This is a genomic window from Bacterioplanes sanyensis (assembly GCF_002237535.1).
GTDB classification, from domain to species: Bacteria; Pseudomonadota; Gammaproteobacteria; order Pseudomonadales; family Oceanobacteraceae; genus Bacterioplanes; species Bacterioplanes sanyensis_A.
Genome location: NZ_CP022530.1, coordinates 2507685 through 2529594 on the forward strand (window position 1 = coordinate 2507685; position 21910 = coordinate 2529594).

The window sequence follows — 21910 nt, forward strand, 5'->3', positions numbered from 1 at the left end:
AGCTCATGGCAGCGTGATCGAAATGGTGTTAACAGGCCCTATGCCGTTAAGCGATGGCTGTGTGTTTTGCAGCCACGCGTCGGTGGCTATTGAGAATAAACTCATTTCTCATTTATAGTAAAAACCCCTCTGTAATAACCAATATCTGTATAGATAGCAGCTTTTCTCAGATATAAATGCGACTGGTTGTTATTTTTATATTTCTTAAAAATATACGCTTGCAATCCATATGTGCAAACTATTGGCGTCATAAGCGAAGACGGCATACACTCGGCCTACTGTTACACGGAGTGCATCTTATGCAAGGCGATTCTAAAGTTATCGAGCACCTGAATCAGGTGTTGAGTATTGAGCTCACATCGATTAATCAATATTTCCTGCATGCCCGTATGTTTAAAAACTGGGGGCTGAAGGAGTTGGATGAAAAAGAGTACAAAAAATCCATTAAGGATATGAAACAAGCCGATGCACTCATTGAGCGGATTTTGTTTTTGGAGGGCTTGCCGAACCTGCAAAAACTAAACCGACTGCGCATTGGTGAAGGCACAGAAGAGATGTTGCATTGTGATCACGAACAGATCACCGAACAGCTGGATGTGCTGCGCGACGCCATCGCCTACTGCGAAGGCGTAAAAGACTATGTCAGCCGTGAGCTATTGCGCGACATCTTAGAATACGAAGAAGACTATCTGGATTGGCTGGAGACTCAGTTGCAGCTGATAGCCGATATCGGTATCCAGAATTATCAGCAATCCATGATGCAGGAGTAAAATATGAAAGGCGATGCCAAGGTAATTGAGAAGCTCAACGAGCTATTGGCTGGTGAGCTCAGTGCGATGGATCAGTATTTTATTCATTCGCGTATGTACGACGACTGGGGTCTGAGCAAGCTGCACGAGCGTATCGATCATGAGTTTGAAGATGAAAAAGAGCATGCATCAAAACTGATCGAGCGCATTTTGTTCCTCGGTGGAACACCGGACATGGTGACGCGAGTGCCGCTAAACATCGGCAAGGATGTGCCGTCCATGCTGCAAAGCGACTTGGACTTGGAGTACAAGGTGATCGTCGATTTGCGTGAAGTGATGGCGCTGTGTGAGCAAGTGCGCGACTATCAGACGCGTGACATGCTGCAGGTGCTGCTGGACGATACTGAAAATGATCATACTCACTGGCTGGAGCAGCAATTGGGCCTGATCGATAAAATTGGCTTGCAAAACTACCTGCAGTCGCAGATGTAAGCTTGGGTACAAGCCCAGTTTAAGTCTTTGAACGGTCACTTCGGTGGCCGTTGTTGTTTGCTCCCCTTCTGTCAGTTTCACATCACCGTCGGATTGTCATATCGCCCGGTTGGCGTGAATGGTCCGGCTGTGTCGGTTATCGCTGTCTGCTGCGGTGGCCGTGGTTCAGTGAATACGGCTACGTCGCGTTCTGCCCTCAAAATGCGCCGATAACTGTGGTTAAATGCGCAGCGTTTTTAGGTGGAGTAGGGCGCTATGTCCAGAATTTGGTGGGTATTGCTGGCGTTTGTCAGTGGCTGTGCGCATTGGCCTGCACAGCCAGATACTCAGTTGACTGAAGACGCCGTCTCGCGCTTGCTGCAGGAGCAGCAAGCGCAGCAGACCGTGGCGCTGGCGAATGAATGGCAAGCCGCTTGTGGTGATATTGAACGCCGAGTAAAACGCCTGGACAGCCGCGTCAAGCGGTTACAGCAGCCTGCAGCCGTCGCAGCTGAGCCAAGTGCGTCGCCAGCGCCGTGCTTGGCAGCGGAAGGTCAGCCGCAGCTACAAAATGGCAAGGTTCTGGTGGGTGAGGTGGAATGGTTGTACCTGCCCGCTTTGCAGCAGCATTTGCCTGCGCGTGTGGACAGTGGGGCGGCCACGTCGTCGTTGAGTGCCACCAACATCGTTCCTTTTGAGCGCAACGGTAAACGCTGGGTGCGTTTTACCGTCACCCATGAAGACATTGGTGGTGCGGTTGAGCTGGAGTCACCAATTGAGCGCTATGTACGTATTCGCCAAGCCTCCAGCGATACCTTGGAGCGCCGCGCCGTGGTGCTGCTGACGGTCTCGTTGGGCGAAGCGTTGCGCCAGGATACCGAGTTTACCCTCACCGACCGTCGTGACATGGATTTTCCTCTGTTGCTGGGGCGCGAGTTTCTGCGTGATGTCACTTTGATCGATGTCGCCAGACGCTACATTCATCCGAAAGCCAAGGTCGCTGAGCAGCCCAAAGCCGAGGAGACTCGCTGATGTCTGCACGCGGTCCGGCTGTACTCATTATTTTGTTGTTTATGTTGGGCATTGGTTTAATTGCTCATCGACACCTTCAATACGACGTACCGCTGTTGCCAGGGGACAGTCAAACCGTGTGGCTGGTTGAAGCGCGCATCGATTTTGTCGCTCAGGGTGAGCCTGTGCGTGTGGATATGGCGCGGCCAACACGGCAAACCGCTTTGGTACCGTTGCAAGAAACCGGAGCATCGCCTGGTTACGGACTGAATTTCATTGATCAGCCATACTCGCGTGCGGTGTGGACCATTCGCGAGGCCGATGGGCCACAGACGTTGTTTTATCGCAGTGAAGTGCTGGTCAGCCCAACGCAAGGTAACGAGCCGGTTCCTGCTCCACAGATGAAACAACCACAGTGGCCGACACCTTACGCCAGTGCCATCGACGACTTGCTGCAGCAGGCGCAAAAAACATCAGCGGACAACCTCAGTCTGACCCGAGAGCTGCTGAAGCTGTTTGCCGCTGAGCAGCCGCAACAGCATGTGGTGCTGTTGAATAACCGCTATAACGATAATTTGCCGCAGTTGTTGGTCGATATGCTGCATTCGGCCAAGGTTCCGGCAGCGGTGGTGTATGCACTGGAATTGCAAGACGGGCGTCGCAATCAAGTGTTGTTGCCGATGTTAAAAGTGTGGCAGGGCGGCGACAGCCAGTTGTTCTTTTTGCCTGGGCAAGAGCCGGTTGTCACTGAGCCAGGGCAGCTGTTGGTGTGGAACCCTGATGGTCGTCCTCTGTTGGATGTGATGGGGGCGCAACATTCAGCCGTTCGTTTTTCCATGATTCGCCAGCAGGAGTCGGCCTACGGTGCTCTGTCGATGCAGCTGTCGGGTCACTACGATCTGTTCAATTTTTCCATTCACGCTTTGCCCATCGAGGAGCAAGCCGTGTTTAAAACCATTCTATTATTGCCAATCGGTGCGCTGATCGTGTGCATTTTGCGCATCCTGGTGGGCCTGCGTACCTCGGGCACCTTTATGCCGGTATTGATCGCGTTGGCGTTTATGCAAACCTCGCTGTGGACTGGGCTGATCGGCTTTATTTTGGTGGTCGCGGCAGGGCTGTTGGTACGCAGTTATTTATCCAGCCTGAACTTGTTGTTGGTGGCGCGGATCACTGCGGTGATTATTTCCGTGATTGCCATTGTCGGTTTATTCAGCGTGGTAGCGTATAAGTTCGGCCTGACCGAAGGGCTCAAAATCACACTGTTCCCGATGATCATTTTGTCGTGGACGATTGAGCGCATGTCCATCTTGTGGGAAGAGGAAGGCCCGCGTGAAGTGATGGTGCAAGGCGGCGGCAGTTTGCTGACGGCGGTGCTAGCGTATCTGGCGATGAGTCACCCTTGGGTGCAGCATTTAACCTTTAATTTCCTCGGCTTGCAGTTTGTCGTGCTGGCGCTGGTCTTGATGATCGGCTCGTACAGCGGCTATCGGTTGTTGGAGCTGCGTCGCTTTCGTGAGTTTGCGCACTGATGTGGCGGCGCTGGCTCGGTATCAAACGTAGCGGCATTTTGGGCATGAATGGGCGCAATCGCCATTACATTGGCCGCTACAACGACCGTACCCTGTACCCGCTGGTCGACAACAAGCTGAAGACCAAAGAGTTGGCCGACAGTTACGGTATTCCGACGCCTGCATTGTTGCATACCGTTTCGCGCCAGCACGAAGTCAACGACTGGCATCACCACGTTCCTGCCGGTCAGGGCTTTGTCATCAAGCCGGTGAAAGGCAGTGGTGGCAAAGGCATTGTGGTGATCGACCACCACGATCAGCAGCAGTTTGTAAAAACCAGCGGGACAGTGCTGAGCCTGGCGGATTTGCAGCGGCATATATCCAACACCCTATCTGGCCTGCACAGTCTGGGCGGCACGCCAGACAGCGCAATTATTGAGCAGCGAGTCACTGCAGCTGAGGCGGTACAAGCCTTTGCCTATGAAGGCTTGCCGGACATTCGCGTTATAGTCTGTTGCGGTTTTCCGGTGATGGCGATGACACGTTTGCCAACCCATGAGTCGGATGGCAAAGCCAATCTTCATCAGGGCGCCATTGGCGTCGGCTTGGACATGGCCTCTGGCAGAGCGATCAGCGCGGTGCAACACGGCGCTTTGGTCGACCGTCACCCCGACACCGCATTGCCGTTAGCGCAGCTCAGCGTGCCGGGGTGGAGCGACTTGCTGACCTTTGCTGCGACCTGCTTTGATATGACGGGGTTGGGGTATCTGGGCGTTGATTTGGTAATAGACGAACACCGCGGCCCTTTGTTGTTGGAACTAAATGCTCGTCCGGGGTTGGCCATTCAGGTCGCCAATCAGACCGGTCTGCTGCCGAGGTTAAAAGCTGCGGAGCAGCGCCGGCGTGAAGCCTTGCGCTGGTCGCCGCGGCAAAGAGTGGAGCTGGCGCAGCAGCTCTTTGCTCATTCCAATAATCCTTCCAAGCCGGACGACAGTTCCTCTAGCTCGCTGAGTTGATCAAACACCCGCTGCTCGTCCAAGCCCACCTGATGAGCCGTGTGGCTGGGAAAACCCTCGATGATGTCATCTTCTGCGGTGCCATCGCTTTGGCAGCGGCGCAAGTAGCGAGCAATGTAGAGCAGGCCCGCCATGTTGCTGAAGGGTTTTTCCAGCTCAGGATTGTTTTGCCCAGCCAGCGCTTCTTGAATGGCTGTGGGAAATTTCCAGCGCCGGGCTAACTCGGCGCCAGCTTCGGCCGAGGTAAAGCCCAGTTGCACTTGCTCCAGTAGGTGGCGAGTGCCGCCCATATTGGCCGATTGATCGATGCTTTTTGCGGCATCGGGCATCACGCTGTGAATCAGCAGCTGACCAATGCTGTGCAGCATGCCGCAGGTAAAGGCGGTATCTTTATCACCATCCGGAGTAAAACCGGCCAGCCATTGTGACAAGGCCGCCACGGCAAAGGAATCGCGCCAAAATTGCGCTTGATCGAAGCCTTCTGGGGCCTTAAACGCGGAAGTCATGCCAGAGGCCAACACCATGGTGCGCAATGTGCTAAAACCAAGCAGGGTGACCGCATCTTGGGCGGTGCTGATGTCGCGTGAGATGCCGTAGTGCGCTGAGTTAGCCAAGCGCAGCACTTTCGCCGTTAATGCTTGGTCGAGGGCGACCTTTTTGCTCAACGCGTCCATGTCGGCGTCTTCATCATTTAAGCTTTCGATTAATTCTTGTACCACTTTAGGAATGTGCGGGAGTTGTGTGCTCTCGGCAAACAAGTCAGACAAACTCATGATGGTGTCCTTGTGACTGAGTGAGTGCCTTTAGCATAGGCAATATCAACTCAGTGCAATGCGCTTTTGTCGGCTCATTGGGGAGAATGACTGAGCGCAGTGATGCCGATCAATCAGAATAACTGACCTTGCTCGCCACTGGTGGGGCGGCCATCCAGATCTCCGGCGGCAGGTGGCTGTGGTTGCAGTTGTGGTTGTGAGGAAGCGAACAGTTCGTACTGCGGGGAAGGTGGGGTGTCGTCTTCGGTTTGTGCAGACTTGGCCTGCAGAATTTTGCGCCGGCGTTTTTCACAGGCATTGATGATGAGCTGCTGTTGGAAGGGGGTGAACTCGTGCCAGTGAAAGCGTTCTTCACGACTGCGCAAACAGCCTTTGCAGTAACCGCGATTGTTTGTCTGGCAGACGCCACGGCAGGGGTTAGGAATCGCGAATAACTCGCCTTGATCCAGCATGAACAACCATCACCTTGCTTGCTGCATGTGAGGGTATCTAATCATTGCGCGGGAGGGGAAGCAAGAAACCCAGCGACGGCTGCCGCTGGGTCAGGAAAATTAGACCGGAGTCACGTTTTCCGCTTGAGGGCCTTTTTGACCTTGAACCACTTCCATGGTTACGGTCTGACCTTCTACCAGTGTTTTACGGCCATTGCCGTTGATCGCACTGAAGTGAACGAATACGTCTTTGCCCGATTCTTGAGCGATGAAGCCGAAGCCTTTTTCATCGTTGAACCATTTGACGGTGCCTTGAACTAAATCTGCCATGCGTTTTTCCTAACAGTTGTGCCTAAATTGGCGGGTATTACCAGGGCATACGCTGTCGATACTGGATCCGAATGATTGCCTGTAGCGCGCAACTATGCCTTTCTATCGACCAGTATCAAGCATATCGTTCAAATATGGAGCACTCGTCAATACCACCGGACAAACCGGTGAAGCCATAGTAGCCCAGTTCCTTGAGCATACCAAGCAGCTTTTGCAGACATCCGCAATATTCTGGCGTAGCCATCATTGAGACTGCCTGAGTCGTGTTGCAATTTTTTTACGAGTTTGAAATTGCCACCAGCTGGCTAACGCTGATCCGCTCAGGTTGTGCCAGATGCTAAACAAGGCGCCAGGCAGCGCTGCCATGGGGCTGTAGTACTTCATCGCCAGTGCAACACCGAGCCCGGAATTTTGCATGCCGACTTCAATGGCAATGGTTCTGGCAGCCACTTCGGTTTGCCCAGTCAGGCGAGCAACGACATAGGCACACGCCAGCCCCAGCAGGTTGTGCAGCACAACGGCCAACACCACCGTGATACCCACGGTACTCAATTGCTCGGCGTTGAGGGCGACAATGATGGCAATGATGATCAAAATAATGGCACTGGCTATGTCGGCCAAATGCCGATGCAGTGCTTTGGTCAGAGCTGGTAGCCAGCGGTTGCACAGCACCCCGGCAATGATCGGCAGCAGTACCAATTGCGCCAGTGTCATAATCATCGCCATGGGTGCGACTTGGATGTCTGCGCTGGCATACAGCCACACCAGCGCAGGTGTCAGCACCACACCAAGTAATGTCGACACCAAGGTCATGCTGACCGACAGTGCCACATCGCCGCCTGCCAAATAAGTAATCACGTTTGAGGCCGTGCCACCGGCACAAGCACCGACCAGAATCAGCCCGATGGTCAAATCTGGCGGCAATGCCATGGCGCTCGCCAGAGCCCACGCCAGCAGCGGCATCAACAGAAACTGCAACGTCACGCCAATGGCAATGGGGAGAGGTTTGCTCCATACGCGCCGAAAATCCTGCCAGCGCAGGGTAAGCCCCATGCAAAACATCACCAGCATTAGCAGTGGCACAATGGCGTCGCGCCAGGACACCAGTGGCGCAGGGTCATGCCAGGCGAGCAAGCTGACGGCAATCGCCAGTAACGGAAATAAACGACTGACTGATAACATAAGGCCTCCAAACTGGCTGGCCGTTATACCGTCTGGCTGGTATCACCGCAATGTTAGGCAGGAACGATGGACGTCGACTTACAACAACTAAGCCCAAACCAGTGTTACCACTGGCTGACACAAACCGTTATCCCACGCCCTGTGGCGTGGATTCTGACCCGTCATGCCAACGGTGAGCTGAACCTGGCGCCGTTTTCTTTTTTTGCACCGGTGTGCTCTAACCCGCCGACGCTAATGGTCTCCATTGGCCACAAGAATGATGGCAGCGTGAAGGATACCTGCGCTAATTTACGCACCGGCAAGGCCGTGGTGCACATTGCCAGCATGGCACAGTTAGACGCGCTAAATCACAGCGCGATCAGTTTGGCCGATGGTGAGAGCGAACTGCAGCAAGAGGAGCTAAAAGGGCTGCAGCTGGTGGATTGGCAGGGGTCGCCATTGCCACGTATCAAGGCAGCGCCAGTGGCTATGTTGTGTCGCTGGCAGCAGCAGCTGAGTTTGGGTGCCAGTCAGCAGAACATCGTCTTTTTGCAGATAGAAAAACTCTACTGCGATGACGCAGTGCTGACCCAGCAAGATCAGCGGGTGTATGTCGATGCCGAGGGCATTGACCCGCTGGCACGCTTAGGTGGCACCTGGTATGCCGGCCTGGGCGAGCTGTTCAGCAAGCCCAGACCTGAGTAGGAAAGCTTATTAGCAAGCCCAGACCTAAATAGGCGAACTGACAGCAAGCTAAAGCCGTAATAGGCTTACAGCCAAATCCACTTAAACAGGGTAAAGAAGATGATGGCCAGCAGTGCCCCTGCTGGCAGCGTTACCAGCCAGGAAATAAAGATTGACCCAATCTTGCGGTGGTTCAGTGCACCTGCGCCCATTGCCAGGCCCACACCGAGAACTGCGCCCACCAGCACTTGCGTGGTGGAGACAGGCAAGCCAGTGCCGGAGGCAACCACCACTGTGGTAGCCGATGCCAGGGTGGCGGCAAAGCCACGGCTTGGAGTCAGTTCGGTAATGCCGGTGCCCACGGTGGCAATCACCCGATGGCCGAACGTCATCAAGCCAATCACAATACCGACTGCACCGACCAACAAAATCCACACGGGAACCACAGACTTGGCCACCACTTCACCGCCGCTGGAGACCACCGTATAAATGGCAGCTACCGGGCCGATGGCATTGGCTACGTCATTGGAGCCGTGGGCAAAGGCCATGGCGCAAGCGGTGAATACCATTAAAATGGCGAAGACTTTTTCTACATTAGCGAAGTGAGCGGCTTCGGAGATTTCCGGGTCGGCGTGCACACGACGAATAAAGAATGCGCCAATGGCCATAATGATCAGGCCAATGATAAAGGAGTACCCCAACGCTTGAACGAAGGTGATGTCCAAACCCAAATGCTTCAATCCCTTGGTCAGCGTCACCATGGCGATCACAAAACCGACCAGCAGGATGTACACAGGAACTAAGCGTTTGGATTGAGCAAAAGGGTCGGCGCTGTCGTGAATCCAGTGCTGGACCGATTTATACAAGACAAATGCGATGCTGCCCGCGACCACGGGTGAGACCACCCAGCTGGCAACAATATTGCCGACCTTGCCCCACTTGACCGCTTCCATCGATATACCCACCGCAGCAAAACCAACAATGGCGCCGACAATGGAGTGCGTGGTGGATACCGGCCAGCCGCGCACCGAGGCAATCAATAGCCAAGTACCAGCGGCGAGCAGTGACGACAGCATGCCAAACACCAGCAAATCGGGCTGGGCACTAATAACATCGGAATCAATAATGCCTTTGCGAATGGTAGCGGTGACTTCACCACCCGCGAAGAATGCACCAGCAAACTCAAAAATAATGGCAATCAGCACAGCTTGCTTGATGGTGATTGCTTTGGAGCCCACGGATGTGCCCATGGCGTTAGCGACATCATTGGCGCCAATGCCCCAAGCCATGAATGCTCCAAAAATGCAGGCCAGGATAATAAATAGGGTGCCCTGGTCAGCGATTAATTCCATCGTCTGTAGTCCTCGGATTTTAAGCGCGCGCATTCTAACTCAGTGACTCGCCAGATCATAGCTGCGACAACTACTGTTTGTGACTGTCAGAACTGGTTAGCTGCATTGCCCGGCCAACGCCTATGACACGGGCGTTAGCGGGATGAGTTGACGGTTGCGGCGGCTACCATACAGACGCATTTGCCACAAGCACATCGCGACCATAGTGCAACAGCCTAAAATCCAGCTGCTGGCGGTTAGGGGGTGGATGCCAAGTTGGGTCAGCTGATAACAAATCACTGCCACACAATAGGCCAGCCCGGTACTCCAGGCGGCGACGAACAACATCCAGCGAGGGCCCGCTTCTCGCACCATGGCGCCCAGTGTGGCGACGCACGGCGTGTACAGCAGCACAAAGGCCAAGTAAGCAAAGGCGGCGGCGGGTGAGCCAAAGGCCGTTGCCATGCGGTTAAAAGTACTGGCTTGAACGCCTTGCTCCTGCTGTTGATCGGCGCCAACCACAGACAGCCCCAGCGGGTCGAGCCAGCCATCAATGGCAGCGAGTAGGTTTTCGGGCACGGTAGACGCTGCTTCTTGCAGCCCGGCCACAATGTCAAAGCGATGGTCTTCAGAGGTGGCAGGAGAGTACAGAGCATCAAGCGTACCAACCACGGCCTCCTTGGCGAACAGTCCGGTGACAATGCCGACGGTGGCTTGCCAGTTGTCGTCGGCGATGCCCATCGGCGAGAACGCTGGTGTCAGCCATTGCGCCATGGCTGATAACGCCGAGTCTTGGCGATTTTGATTGCCAAAAGAGCCATCGGTGCCAATTGAGTTTATAAAGCTCAGCAAGGTCACCACCAGCAAAATGGTCTTGCCGGCGCGGGTGCAGAACGCTTGCAATTTTTGCCAAGTCTTCCACAGCACACCACGCACGGTGGGCATGTGATAGGCCGGCAACTCCATCACAAAAGGGGTTAAGTCGCTGCGAAACAGCGTATTTTTGAGTGCAATGCCGGTAACGATGGCCATGCTGATGCCCAGAAGATACAAAGCAAATACCACGCTGGCCCCTAGCTGATGAAAAAACACCGCAGCAAACATGGCGTAAACCGATAGCCGTGCGCCGCAGGACATAAACGGTGCCATGGCGATGGTTAGCAGGCGGTCTTTGTGAGTATCGAGGGTTCTGGCCGCCATGACCGCAGGCACGTTGCAGCCGAAGCCAACGATCAATGGCACGAATGATTTTCCCGGCAGACCCACAGCGCGCATTAGACGATCCATCACGAAGGCAGCGCGCGCCATGTAGCCAGAATCTTCGACTACCGACAGGACTAAATAAAGTCCGGCAATGACCGGTATAAAAGTAGCCACCAACTGAATACCACCGCCCAAACCATCTGCGACTAACGTGCTGAGCCAAGCGGGTGTCGACATGCTATCGAGCAGTGCACGGGTGCCATCAACAAATATCGTGGCGGCGGCGATATCAAAGAAATCAATAAAGGCGCCACCAATATTGATGGCAAAAGTGAACATCAAATACATCACCAGCAAAAAGATCGGAATGCCCAGCCAGCGATGCAAGACCCAGCGGTCGATGCGCTCCGTCAGCGAGATTTTCTCACTGGCCTGATGCTCAACGTGAGTGACGATGCGGTTGATCGCCTGATAGCGCAGCCCTGCTATATAGGTAGCGACATCGGTGTCGGCATGCACAGCGACGGCGTCTGGCAGTGGCGGCAACGGTTGCCCAGTTGGCGCTGTCGGTGGTTGGGCCAACCATTGCAGTGCTGCAAAGCGCTCAATATCGCCATGCTGGGCTTGCTGCAGCCAGGCTTCCAGTGATTCATCGTCCAAGTTTAGTGGTTGGCAGGAAGTGGGGTTAGCCAGTTGTTGTCCGATGGATTGTTTCAACGCATCAATCCCATCGCCAGTGGCGGCGACGATGGGCACGACTGGAACGCCCAGAGCATCGGCAAGTGCGTCGCAATCGATGCGTTTGCCGTGGCGGGCCGCGACATCCAGCATATTGACGGCACAAATAACGTTGATGCCCATGTCCAGCAGTTGTGATGTCAAATACAGGTGTCGCTGCAAGTGATTGCCGTCGATGATGTTCACCACGACATCGGCTTCTTTGGCGATTAAAAAGCGCCGCGCAATTTGCTCATCGGCCGGCGTATCGCTGTCGGATTCATCCAACGCATACGTGCCTGGCAGGTCAACAATGGTGCAGTTGTGTTGACCGCAACGGCTGTGGCCGCTTTTGCGCTCGACGGTCACGCCGGGCCAGTTGCCGACCACTTGTTTTGCTCCGGTAAGGGCATTAAACACGGTCGACTTACCGCAGTTGGGATTGCCGATCAGGCCAATCACTGCTTGTGACATGGAGTTCTCGCTGAATAGAGGTTGAGCATTAAAGGAAGGTTATGGCAGTACACTAACCCGAACCATGCGGGCTTCCTGCTGGCGCAAGCTAATAGCGCCGCCATTGAGCTGAAACTGCAGCGGGTCGCCCAGGGGTGCAATGCGACGCAACTCAATCTCTGCGCCAGGCACCAAACCAAGCGCCAACAGCTTGCGTTGAAAGGTGGCGATGCCGGCGGCTAAGCCCTCAATACGTGCGCGATCACCGACGGCCAACTGCGCTAATGTCGTCATAACAAGGGTTCATGCAGCAAATTTCGGCCATGTTAAGGCTTGGCTATTATGTCAGCAAGTGTCAGTTTGGAATGGGTTGTTCCAGGTCAAGGCGCTTTGGGCGTCACTAAACTGATAAAAAAGGCTTAGGCACGGCGTATGGCGGTAATACTCGGGTCAAATAGCATTGAACAATCTTAATGTTTATCTGATACTCTTAGCGTCAATTGCCACCAGCCGCCTGGCCGGTCGGTTATCTGGATTCTTTTTAATCACCAATGTCTGCGCATTTGGCATTGGCGATTGTGCGTCAGTAATGACTGACGGTTTTTACATTGGTTATATTTGAGGTAAACAGTGAGCGTATTCTCCGAGGATATCGATAAGAAAATTCAGCTGCATAAGCAAAAGATCGAAGAGTTGGAAGAGCTGAAAAAAGAGCAGGAAAAAAAGCTCGAAGGTATTAAGGAGTTCGATACCATTATTAAGCGTTTGTGTAATCAAAACAGCTTGTCTGAAGATGAGTTGTTTGTTGCACGCTCAGCGGAAATTGAAAAATGGATTATTGGTATGGCTGGCCAGGAAGCCCCATCGTCCATTTATAACAACTTGAAGAAGCACTTCGAGAAGTCGCTGAATCGTAAAGGCTCTAGTAAGCCCAGTTCTTTGCCTAAGCCTAAGCTGGCCGTTGGCGCTTATCGCAACCCAGCGACGCAGGAAAAGGTCGAGAAAATTAAGCGCAATCCAAAAATCCTGGATCAGTGGATTGAAGAATACGGCTTTGCAACGGTGAAAACTTGGAAAGTCGATTAATCATTATCACTGGTTGCGCTTAGCATAAAAAAAGAGGAGCCAAGCTCCTCTTTTTTTATGCCTTTATATCGGGCGATCAATTCGCCAGTGCAAACTGAATCTGGCGTTTATCGGCATCCAATTGATGAATACGTACTTTCACCGCTTGGCCTAATACAAAGCGCTGGTCATCTTTGTAGTGGCTGAGTGTTTTGGTATCAAACGTCCATTCTTTGCGCTGCTTGCGACGATCGATGGTGCCTTCAATACCGGTATCGTCCAGGCGCACGGTAAAGTTGGAAGCGTTCATGTGCAAAATGGTGGCATCCAATACCGCATCTTGCGGTTGCGCGGCCAACCAGCGCAGCTTGAGCCAATGCTCTGTTTGTCCGGCAGCGGTGCGGGCGTTGTTTTGCTGCTGTTGCACCAACTCCAACGTGTCGCTGGTAGGCAGGCTAACCGGTCGCTGATGCAGCAAATCATCAATCAGTCGGTGCACCATCAAGTCGTTGTATTTGCGCAGTGGTGAGGTTGCGGTGGTGTAGCGCTGAAAGCCCAGGCCGAAGTGTGGTGTGTCCGTGGTGGTGAATGCACTGCGCTCCAACTGGCGGCTGACAATGGTGCGCAGCGGCAGCTCGCCATCATGGTTGGCGGCCGCTTGTAACTGCTGTACGTATTGCTGCAGCTGTTGTAATTCGGGCTTTTGTTCCAGTTGCAGGTGTTCTTTTAACAAGCTGGTGACTTCGCCTAAGCGTTCAGTGCGAATGCCGGTGTGGCCGATGTAAATGCCGTGTTCGTGCTGCGCTAACCAATCGGCGATAGCGCGGTTGGCTGCCAGCATGCACTCTTCGACCAAACGGTGAGCATCGCTGCGTTCCAGCCGCACGATATCGCGAATCTGACCTTCTTCGTCAAACAGCAATTTATAATCTGGACGTTCTTCCATGACCAAGCAGTTTTGCTGGCGATAATTGGCCAGAGCTTTGGCGCATGAATGCAAATGCAGTAGATGGCCGTGCAATTCGGCGCTGATGTCGGTGTCTTCCCCGGCTATCAGTTGAGCCACCTGCGAATAAGCTAACTTAGCGTGGTTGCGAATGCGGCCCTGATATAGGTGCGTATTCTCGATGGCGCCGCTGTCGTCGATGCGCAGCTCCACCACCAGGGCGGCACGTTCGCTGCCTTCTACCAAGGAGCACAATTGCTCAGACAGCTCGGCCGGCAGCATGGGCAAGACTTGCTGCGGGAAATACGCCGAGGTGGCGCGCTGCGCTGCGACTTTGTCCAGCTCGCTACCTGGCTTTATGACGGCAGCCGGGTCGGCGATGGCCACCCACAAAGTCCAACCTTGGCTGTGCGCTTCGGCGTACAACGCATCGTCCAAGTCACGCGTGCCGGCTGAGTCGATGGTGACAAAAGGCAAGTGGGTAAAATCTTCACGCTGCGGCAGCAGCTCGTCCAGACCTTGCTCGGTCAGTTGTGCGACTTCGTTTTTTACCGCATCGGCAAATTCAGCACTCAGGTTGAATTTGCGCTGGATATAGTCGTGCTCAATGCTGCCACCTTGGGCAGCACCAATGCGCTCTTCGATGTTGGCTTGCGCTCGTCCTTTCGGAAATGGGTGCTGGCTCATGCGCGCAAACACCAGATCACCGTCTTCGCAGCCTTGGCGTTTGGCCGGCGGCACAAAGATCCAGCGATTTAAGCCGCCATGATCCGGCTCGATAAAATGGCCTTTGCCGCGCACCACATAGCGGCCGAAGAAGCCGTCCAGCTCAGTGCTAACCAGCTTTTCGATGGCGGCTTGCTGCTTGCCTTCGCTGGTGGTTTCGACGCGAAAATCGATGACATCACCGGGCAGCACTTTTTCCATTTCATCCGGCGGCAGAAAAAACTGCTGGCCATCGTCGGTGTTTACGAAACCAAACCGCCCGCTGGTGGCGCGTACTCGCCCCTGAAAGCGCGGAGTGCTGTCGTGCAGTTCTTGTTTCAGGGACTTCAGTTGTGAGAGGGCGTTTTGATCGAGCATCCGCTGGGAAACCATCATGAAAATGAGGCGCAAGTGTAAAGTATCTGGGTCACTGGAGCCAGTGATATGCGCTGCCCTTGGGCTCGGTTCGGCTGTGTTGAGTTTGTCGTGAGTGACAAAAAGCTACATAAAAGAGTGAGCCTTGACACAAAAATCTTAATATAAATCGGGTTGCATAATAACACTGGGCCGAACAGCACTGATGTTCAGGTCCTCGATATTCTTTCCACGATAAGGGTTAACTTATGACGCAACCGTTTGGCGTTAGTCGCCGTCGTTTTCTGAAATCCGTCGCCTTGGGCGCCGGTGCTGTTTCTGTGCCAGCGGCGTTGACCGGCTGTTTTGGCGATGATGATGACGATGATCGTGACCTCACGGTCTTTGTATTTGGCCATGGTGTCGCCTCGGGTGATCCGCTGGCTGACGCAGTCATCATCTGGACACGCGTTACTCCCGACAATGCCAATGGTACGGAAGCCAAGGTCGCTTGGGTGGTGGCTCGCGATGAGGCGATGACCGATGTCGTAGCATCGGGCACCGAATACACCGATGCCACGCGCGATTTTACCGTCAAAGTCGATGTGACCGGTTTGCAGCCCGGAACCACGTATTATTATCAGTTTGCTGGCAAAGACAGTGCCGCCTCACCCGTGGGTCGCACTAAAACCCTGCCGGCGGGCGCCGTTGACCGTGTCACTATGGCGGTCTGTTCGTGCTCAAACTATCCAGCCGGTTTCTTTAATGTCTACAACGCCATGGCCACAGCCGATGCCGACGTGGTGTTGCATTTGGGCGATTACATTTATGAATACGGCTCGAATGAATACCCTAACCCAGATGCACAGGGGCGCCAGCCTGAGCCGGTACAGGAAATCCTGACGCTGGAGCAATATCGCGCGCGTTACGCTCAGTATCGCAGTGATGTCGATTTGCAGGCAGTGCATCAGAGCAAGCCTTTTATCTGTGTGTGGGACGACCACGAGCTGGCCAACGACACCTATAAAGATGGTGCACAAAACCACAGCGACGATGAAGGCGATTTCATTGCCCGCCGTGATGCCGCACACCAGGCCTATCATGAGTGGTTGCCGATCCGCACCGGCGCTGACCGTGGCAAAATCTACCGCAGCTTTGATTTTGGCAACCTGCTTAGCTTGCACATGGCCGATACGCGCATGCTGGCGCGCGACAAACCACTGTCTTACGGCGATTACGCCGACAGCCAGGGCAATATTGATATCGCTGGTTTCAGCGCCGCACTGGCCGACAGTAGCCGTACTTTGCTCGGCGCGGAGCAGCAGCAACAGCTGTTGGGCGATATGATCGACTCCACCGCTACTTGGCAAGTGCTGGGGCAGCAAGTGCTGATGGGGCGCATCATGATCCCGGTAGAGCTGCTGGCTGCGTTAGGTGAAATCCAAGCCATGCTGGAAGCGGGTGTTGACGCCAGTGCCAAACAAGCCGAAGTGGCGCAGTTGCTCGGTGAGCTGGCGACGTTAAAAGCCACCGACCCAACTAACCCACGACTGACCAGTGTGGCACCGTACAACCTGGATGCTTGGGACGGATACTTCCCTGCGCGCGAAGAAGTGCTGCGCCGCGCTCAGCTGCTGAATAAAAACCTGGTGGTGCTGGCCGGTGATACCCACAATGCTTGGGCCAGTGAGCTCTACGTTGCTGATGACAGCGGCAATGTGTTGCGCGATCAAGGCTCGGTGGGTGTTGAGTTTGCGACCTCGTCAGTAACCTCTCCCGGCTTTGAAACCTACGTCGGCTTTGGCGATAACGTCCAGCTGCAGGCCGGTTTTGAAGGTGCGGTGACGTCGCTGGTTGATGACTTAAAATTCCTCAACGCGAAATCCCGCGGTTTTATGCTGGTGGAATTCACCCAGCAAAAGGCTCAATGCCAATGGCTGTTTGTCGACACCATTGCCAGCAAAGCCTTCAACCTAAACACGGCCAAGACGTTGGTCACACGCCCTGGTAAGGGGCAACGCAAGTTAGCTGACGCTTAAGGCGTAGCAAAAAAAGCCGGGCCATTGCCCGGCTTTTTTATCTGTGTTGGAACTTTATCTTTGTTGGAGCTTTTAACTTTGTTAGAACTGCGCCTGATACAGCCGGACCTGGCGAAATTCTTGCGATTCATCCAAATCGGGCAATGTGCATGACGTCAGTGTGTCGATGTGTTGATAGGGCGGATAATTGAAATTCTTCACCCGCGAATCTGCCACCAAGACGTCATCGGCATAATCACGAAACCTGGTTAACAGCGGCAAGTTAGCAGCATCGTACAGTACGTCGGCGGCGATCAGCAGATCAATCTCGCCCGGGCTGCTGTTAAATAAATCGCCGTGCACGCGCCAGTTGCCATTCAGTTGGTTCAGTGCGGCATTGGCGGCGCACGATTCCAGCGCTTGCGGATCAATATCGCAAAATACCACCTCTTTGGCGCCAGTCATTAACGCAGCAATGCCCACCACGCCAGAGCCGGCGCCAAAATCCAGCACGCGCTTGCCAGCTACCAGCTCGGGTCGCTGCAAGATCGTTTGTGCCAGCGCTAAACCACTGGCCCAGCAAAAACTCCAATATGCTGGAAAGTGCTGGATGGCGTGCACTTCTTCATCGGTAAAAGGGCGCTTCAGTGGTGCAGGGTCGATCAACCACAGTGCTAATCCATTGCAGTGCGGCAGTACTTGGCGGCTCACTTTGGCGTCCGACAGCATGGTCTGCAAATAGCAGTTTAACCTCTGCTCGCTCATGCGCTGGCCGTTCCCAGCATGAAACAGTCTCCAGGGCGGGCGACAGAATAACCGGCTTGCTGCAACTGATCGCCTGCCGCTTGATCGGCGTAGTGATAGAGCACAAAACGCTGGCGCAAGCTGGCGCTGTATTCGCGCGCTAAATCGTCCAGGCCCGTGTGCGACGGGTTGGCGACTAAACCGCAGTCGTGGAACAGGCGCTCGTCGCCTTGTAAGCAGTGCGACAAGATTTCTGGAATGGGTCGCGTATCGCCGCTGTAAAACATGATGCCAGGCAGCTGCAAGGCAAAGCTGGAGTTGGGGGCATGGTGGCGGGTGGCGTGCACCAGCCACTGCCGCTGTTGCCAGATAAACTCCTGCGTCACCGGCTGCAACTGAAACGATTGCCAGAAGTTATGATCGCCTTCGGCCATGCTACCGGGGTAGGTTGCCAGTCGCTGGTGCAAGGTGGTGATGATGGACAGCGGCGCGAACAGTGGAATCGGCGCCAGCCCTGCCAAACGAGCACGCACCGTTAATATTTCCAGGTCGGCGATGTGGTCCATGTGTGCATGACTAATAAACAGCGCTGGTGGCAGGCATTGATAGCGCTGTTGAAACGAAGCTAAGGTGCCTGGGCCGCAATCAATCAGCAGCAGCGGCTGGCCATTTTGCTCGACGGTGGCCGCTGAGCTGCCCAGCGCTAGGTGACCACCGCTGCCAGTGCCGTGGAAAAATATATTCAGCCTGTTGTTGGAATCAGAGGGGAGGAGATCTGTCATAATGCCCAGCAAATTGTGATGAGAGGTGCATTATGTGGCGTCCAAAACTGATGTCCATCCCTTCAGCCGCTGAAGCGCTGGCTGGTCGTGAACAACCGCTGGCGGTGGTTGATGAGCATTTCGTCAATCAGCGCTCAATGCTGCAGCGCCCCGAGGGTGCGGCGCAGCTGATTCTGGGCATGGGTTGCTTCTGGGGAGCTGAGCGTCGCTTGTGGCAACAAGACGGTGTTTTGGTAACGGCAGTCGGATACGCCGGTGGCAGTACGCCGAACCCGACTTATCAAGAAGTGTGCAGCGGTGAAACGGGGCATACCGAAGTGGTGCGCGTATGGTACGACCCTCAGCAGGTGTCGATGGAAGACTTGCTGGCGGTGTTCTGGCAAAGCCATGACCCCACCCAGGGCATGCGCCAGGGCAATGACGTCGGCACCCAGTACCGTTCGGCCGTGTATGTAGAAAGTGAGCCGGAGCTGCAGCAAGTGCTGGCCAGTAAGGCACATTATCAGCAACGCTTGGGTGCGGCAGAGCAGGGCGACATCACCACCGAGATTCGGGTGCTGGAGCAGTTTTACTTCGCTGAAACCGACCATCAGCAATATTTGGCGAAAAATCCAAATGGCTATTGCGGACTATCCGGCTGCAATGTGACCTATTGATGGTTATGATGCGGCTTTTGCGCAAAGCAGGAGGCATCAATGCGGGCGGTAGCCGTCTTTCAGCTTAAGGGTGGTGTGGGTAAAACCACGACGACGGTGAACATCGCAGCATTGGCAGCGGCCGAACAGATCCCCACCTTGGTGTGGGATCTGGACCCCCAGGGCGGTGCGACCTGGGCGCTGGGAGAGCAGGCCGAGCACAAACAGAATAAGTTCTGGAGCGGCGATCATCCCCTTGGGTCCTTTATTCAGCCCACCCGCTGGCGTCATCTAAGCCTGATTGCCGCGGATTTATCACTGCGCAAGTTTCAGCAAACGTTGGAAAACAAGACCGACGCTCGCCAGCGCATGAGCCAGGCGCTCAGCATGTTGTCAGAAAAGTTTGCCTTGGTCTTGATCGACTGCCCGCCGGCCTTAACACCACAAATGGAAGGAGTGCTGCGCTCGGTGGATCGATTACTGGTTCCCGTGCAGCCATCCGGTATTTCACTGCATGCCTACCAACAGATGCGTGAGCAATTGGACTGGGTAAAAGGCAAGCAATGGTTGCCATTTGTCACCATGTTGGACAAACGCAAAAAAGCACAAGTACGCTGGGCGCGCGAGCAAGCGCCGCAGTGCGATGAGTTACTACCGACGTTTATTACCCACTCTGCGAGCGCAGAAAAAATGCTGGAATTGCGTCAACCGATTGTGATCGCTAGGCCGCAAGTGCCGTTGGCGCGCAGTTATCGCGCTCTGTGGAAACAAGTCAAACCGCGGTTAAACCTGCGCTGACGACAGCTCCTTATGGCGCTGCTTAAGCTGCGTTGGAAACACCAAAAACGCCGCCCAAGCAATGGCCGTGGCGTAGCGCAAATTGATCATCAACTCTGGGTGCGGGTTGTTCAAAAACTCTCGCTGTGATGCCAGGCCACGAATGCGACTGGCCAAGTCCGGCTCAAACGCCAAACAGTGGTCCCACAAACGCAAGTGCAGGGCTGCGTCGATCGGGTACAAACCGGGATATTTTTCATGGTCGCCGTGGCGTTGATGGCGCAACGCTAACGCCACCAGCAGGTTTTCACTGGCGCAGTTATGGCAGTTGAGTTGCTGCAATGTCGGTCTGACAATGACGTCACGTAGCTCGTCCAAAGTGAGATTCATAACGCGTGCTCCCAACACATGTCGGCTTGAGTACTGGCCGGAACGGCGTAAGTATTAACGTCTGATGAGCACGCTGGCAAGCTGGCCTGACGAAATAACCTGAATTGGTACAAAGTTATGCTGCAGTGGACCGACGCCCATTGTCATTTTGATTTTCCGGTATTTGACCAGCAGCGTGAGCGTCACTGGCAGTGGTGTCAGACGCTGGGGGTGTCCACCTTGCTGATTCCGGGTGTTACTTTGCGCCAGAGCCGAGTACTGCCGGACCTGTGTCGTGATCACCGCTGGTATTGGTGTGCGGGATTGCACCCATATTTTGCGCATGAGCATCAATGGTCGCACCTGGATGAGCTAGCCGATGTCGCCCGCCAGCCTGACTGCACCGCTATCGGTGAATTTGGTTTGGACTATGTCATTGCTGATAGCGAGGAGGCCAAGAAGCAACAGTGGTCATTGTTTGATTCCCAGTTGGCGCTGGCGCAACAGCTCAAACTGCCGGTGGTGCTGCATGTACGCAAAGCACATGATCAAGTCGCACAGCGACTGCGGCAGCGCCAATTTACTGAAGGAGGTTTGGTGCATGCGTTTTCTGGCAGTGTGCAGCAGGCCAAAGCCTATTTGGATCGCGGTCTGAAGTTGGGCTTGGGCGGAGCGATCACACACCCGCGTGCGTCGCGCTTGCGCCGTACCGTGACTTCCTTACCGAGTGATGCCTGGTTGTTGGAGACCGATGCTCCCGACATGACCCCAGCGTTTTGGCAGGGGCCCAATAGCCCGGCAGCCATTCCGTTGATTGCACAAGTGCTGGCGCACGTGAAACGCCAGTCATTGGCCCAGATTGCTGCTCAAAATGAGCAACTTTTCAGTCGTCTGTTTTTAAAGCCCTAATCTTTATACCGGTTAAAGATTAGCAGTTCGTTTTTTATACAAGCTAGTCACATCAAACATTTGTTGCTTGGAGCTTTGCCCGTCCCATGCATAGTCTGGAAGCAGGTCTATGCGAAGGAGCTCAACCATGTTCACAAACCACATGTTCGGTCTGCTGTACCACCCAAGGGACGAATGGAATCTCATCAAGCGTGAGCGCCCTGGCTCCATCGCTTCTGTGTTTGTGAGGAATTTATTGTTTCTGGCACTGATACCACCCGTGTCGTTATTGATTGGCACAACACAAATGGGCTGGAGCATTGCCGGTGGCGATGTGGTGAAGCTGTCGATGAGCAGTGCCATACCCATGGCGGTAGCCTTCTATTTTGCTTTGCTGGTGGGGGTGGCCTTTGTTGCTTACTGTACCTTGTGGATGGAGCGCACCTTTGGTGCCAGTGCCAGCTTTGAGCGCTGTCTGATCTTCACTATTTATACCGCAACGCCGATGTTTTTGTCCGGCTTTATCGGCTTGGTGCCGATTCTCTGGCTGGACGTGCTGGTGGTGCTGGCTGCGGCAAGCTACAGCATTTATCTGCTGTACAGCGGTATTCCCATTTTTATGGACATACCACCAGAACGCGGCTTCATTTTTGCCAGCTCAATTTTGACCGTCGGGCTGTGTGCCTTGGTTGGATGCATGGCGATTACGGTGATTCTGTGGGGCATGGGAATCGCACCCGCGTTCGTTGGCTAACAGCGTTTTCATTGGACTAAATACCGCGCTAG

At 54.3% G+C, this 21910-nt stretch carries 23 protein-coding genes; 12 read left to right on the forward strand and 11 right to left on the reverse strand.

Annotated features, from left to right (window positions below; genetic code table 11):
* Positions 1–299: 299 nt before the first annotated feature.
* From bfr (CHH28_RS11665) to CHH28_RS11685, 5 genes are all read left to right on the forward strand, one after another.
* On the forward strand, positions 300–770 hold the full coding sequence (bfr, locus tag CHH28_RS11665; protein WP_094060473.1) for a bacterioferritin: 471 nt from the start codon (positions 300–302) through the stop codon (positions 768–770).
* 3 nt (positions 771–773) lie between these two features.
* A complete protein-coding gene (bfr, locus tag CHH28_RS11670) occupies positions 774–1241 on the forward strand; it encodes a bacterioferritin (RefSeq protein ID WP_094060474.1) in 468 nt (155 codons plus the stop codon).
* Positions 1242–1496: 255 nt separating this feature from the next.
* Positions 1497–2252, forward strand: a complete 756-nt coding sequence (locus tag CHH28_RS11675; RefSeq protein WP_094060475.1) for an ATP-dependent zinc protease — start codon at positions 1497–1499, stop codon at positions 2250–2252.
* A complete protein-coding gene (locus tag CHH28_RS11680) occupies positions 2252–3763 on the forward strand; it encodes an inactive transglutaminase family protein (protein ID WP_094060476.1) in 1512 nt (503 codons plus the stop codon). The genes CHH28_RS11675 and CHH28_RS11680 overlap by 1 nt, the downstream gene beginning before the upstream one ends.
* Positions 3763–4758 carry an alpha-L-glutamate ligase-like protein gene (locus tag CHH28_RS11685; protein WP_094060477.1) on the forward strand — a complete coding sequence of 332 codons (996 nt, stop codon included), beginning with the start codon at positions 3763–3765 and terminating at the stop codon, positions 4756–4758. Before CHH28_RS11680 ends, CHH28_RS11685 begins: the two co-directional genes overlap by 1 nt.
* Here the strand turns inward: CHH28_RS11685 and CHH28_RS11690 are convergent.
* From CHH28_RS11690 to CHH28_RS11705, 4 genes are all read right to left on the reverse strand, one after another.
* Positions 4704–5531, reverse strand: coding sequence for an HDOD domain-containing protein (locus CHH28_RS11690; RefSeq protein ID WP_094060478.1), 828 nt, complete (start codon positions 5529–5531; stop codon positions 4704–4706). The two genes, CHH28_RS11685 and CHH28_RS11690, sit on opposite strands and share 55 nt — an antisense overlap.
* Positions 5532–5644: 113 nt before the next feature.
* Positions 5645–5983, reverse strand: a complete 339-nt coding sequence (locus CHH28_RS11695) for a DUF1289 domain-containing protein (protein ID WP_094060479.1) — start codon at positions 5981–5983, stop codon at positions 5645–5647.
* Positions 5984–6082: 99 nt separating this feature from the next.
* On the reverse strand, positions 6083–6292 hold the full coding sequence (locus CHH28_RS11700; RefSeq protein WP_094060480.1) for a cold-shock protein: 210 nt from the start codon (positions 6290–6292) through the stop codon (positions 6083–6085).
* A gap of 243 nt (positions 6293–6535) precedes the next feature.
* Complete coding sequence (locus tag CHH28_RS11705) at positions 6536–7474, reverse strand: bile acid:sodium symporter family protein (protein WP_094060481.1); 939 nt, start codon at positions 7472–7474, stop codon at positions 6536–6538.
* A gap of 66 nt (positions 7475–7540) precedes the next feature.
* Here CHH28_RS11705 and CHH28_RS11710 point away from each other — a divergent pair, with 66 nt between their 5' ends.
* Entirely contained in the window at positions 7541–8158 is a 618-nt protein-coding gene (locus tag CHH28_RS11710; RefSeq protein ID WP_094060482.1) for a flavin reductase family protein, read from the forward strand.
* A gap of 65 nt (positions 8159–8223) precedes the next feature.
* Here the strand turns inward: CHH28_RS11710 and CHH28_RS11715 are convergent, their stop codons facing one another.
* The 3 genes from CHH28_RS11715 to CHH28_RS11725 form a co-directional block, all read right to left on the reverse strand.
* Positions 8224–9489, reverse strand: a complete 1266-nt coding sequence (locus CHH28_RS11715; protein WP_094060483.1) for an inorganic phosphate transporter — start codon at positions 9487–9489, stop codon at positions 8224–8226.
* 120 nt (positions 9490–9609) lie between these two features.
* The gene (gene feoB, locus CHH28_RS11720; RefSeq protein ID WP_094060484.1) at positions 9610–11862 is read right to left on the reverse strand and encodes a Fe(2+) transporter permease subunit FeoB; all 2253 of its coding nucleotides are present in this window, start codon (positions 11860–11862) and stop codon (positions 9610–9612) included.
* A gap of 39 nt (positions 11863–11901) precedes the next feature.
* On the reverse strand, positions 11902–12135 hold the full coding sequence (locus CHH28_RS11725; protein ID WP_094060485.1) for a FeoA family protein: 234 nt from the start codon (positions 12133–12135) through the stop codon (positions 11902–11904).
* Positions 12136–12471: 336 nt separating this feature from the next.
* Here CHH28_RS11725 and CHH28_RS11730 point away from each other — a divergent pair, with 336 nt between their 5' ends.
* Entirely contained in the window at positions 12472–12927 is a 456-nt protein-coding gene (locus CHH28_RS11730; protein ID WP_094060486.1) for a hypothetical protein, read from the forward strand.
* 76 nt (positions 12928–13003) lie between these two features.
* On the opposite strand, the gene CHH28_RS11735 is transcribed toward CHH28_RS11730, so the two are convergent.
* A complete protein-coding gene (locus tag CHH28_RS11735) occupies positions 13004–14935 on the reverse strand; it encodes a VacB/RNase II family 3'-5' exoribonuclease (protein ID WP_157729891.1) in 1932 nt (643 codons plus the stop codon).
* Between the two features lie 245 nt (positions 14936–15180).
* Between CHH28_RS11735 and CHH28_RS11740 the strand changes: the two genes are divergently transcribed.
* Entirely contained in the window at positions 15181–16950 is a 1770-nt protein-coding gene (locus CHH28_RS11740) for an alkaline phosphatase D family protein (protein ID WP_094060488.1), read from the forward strand.
* An 81-nt stretch (positions 16951–17031) separates the two neighbouring features.
* On the opposite strand, the gene CHH28_RS11745 is transcribed toward CHH28_RS11740, so the two are convergent.
* Both CHH28_RS11745 and CHH28_RS11750 read right to left on the reverse strand, forming a co-directional pair.
* A complete protein-coding gene (locus CHH28_RS11745; protein ID WP_094060489.1) occupies positions 17032–17694 on the reverse strand; it encodes a class I SAM-dependent methyltransferase in 663 nt (220 codons plus the stop codon).
* A complete protein-coding gene (locus CHH28_RS11750) occupies positions 17691–18455 on the reverse strand; it encodes an MBL fold metallo-hydrolase (protein WP_094060490.1) in 765 nt (254 codons plus the stop codon). Before CHH28_RS11750 ends, CHH28_RS11745 begins: the two co-directional genes overlap by 4 nt.
* A 32-nt stretch (positions 18456–18487) precedes the next feature.
* Between CHH28_RS11750 and msrA the strand changes: the two genes are divergently transcribed.
* Complete coding sequence (msrA, locus tag CHH28_RS11755; RefSeq protein ID WP_094060491.1) at positions 18488–19111, forward strand: peptide-methionine (S)-S-oxide reductase MsrA; 624 nt, start codon at positions 18488–18490, stop codon at positions 19109–19111.
* 39 nt (positions 19112–19150) lie between these two features.
* Positions 19151–19888: a ParA family protein gene (locus CHH28_RS11760; protein ID WP_094060492.1), complete on the forward strand. Its 738-nt coding sequence runs from the start codon at positions 19151–19153 to the stop codon at positions 19886–19888.
* Here CHH28_RS11760 and CHH28_RS11765 read toward each other — a convergent pair.
* The gene (locus tag CHH28_RS11765; protein ID WP_094060493.1) at positions 19874–20257 is read right to left on the reverse strand and encodes a hypothetical protein; all 384 of its coding nucleotides are present in this window, start codon (positions 20255–20257) and stop codon (positions 19874–19876) included. The genes CHH28_RS11760 and CHH28_RS11765 overlap by 15 nt on opposite strands.
* A gap of 117 nt (positions 20258–20374) precedes the next feature.
* On the opposite strand from CHH28_RS11765, the gene CHH28_RS11770 reads away from it, so the two are divergent.
* Positions 20375–21145, forward strand: a complete 771-nt coding sequence (locus CHH28_RS11770) for a TatD family hydrolase (RefSeq protein WP_094060494.1) — start codon at positions 20375–20377, stop codon at positions 21143–21145.
* A 127-nt stretch (positions 21146–21272) separates the two neighbouring features.
* Positions 21273–21878 (forward strand): Yip1 family protein, encoded by a 606-nt coding sequence (locus tag CHH28_RS11775; protein WP_094060495.1) that lies wholly within the window; start codon positions 21273–21275, stop codon positions 21876–21878.
* Positions 21879–21910: the final 32 nt, after the last annotated feature.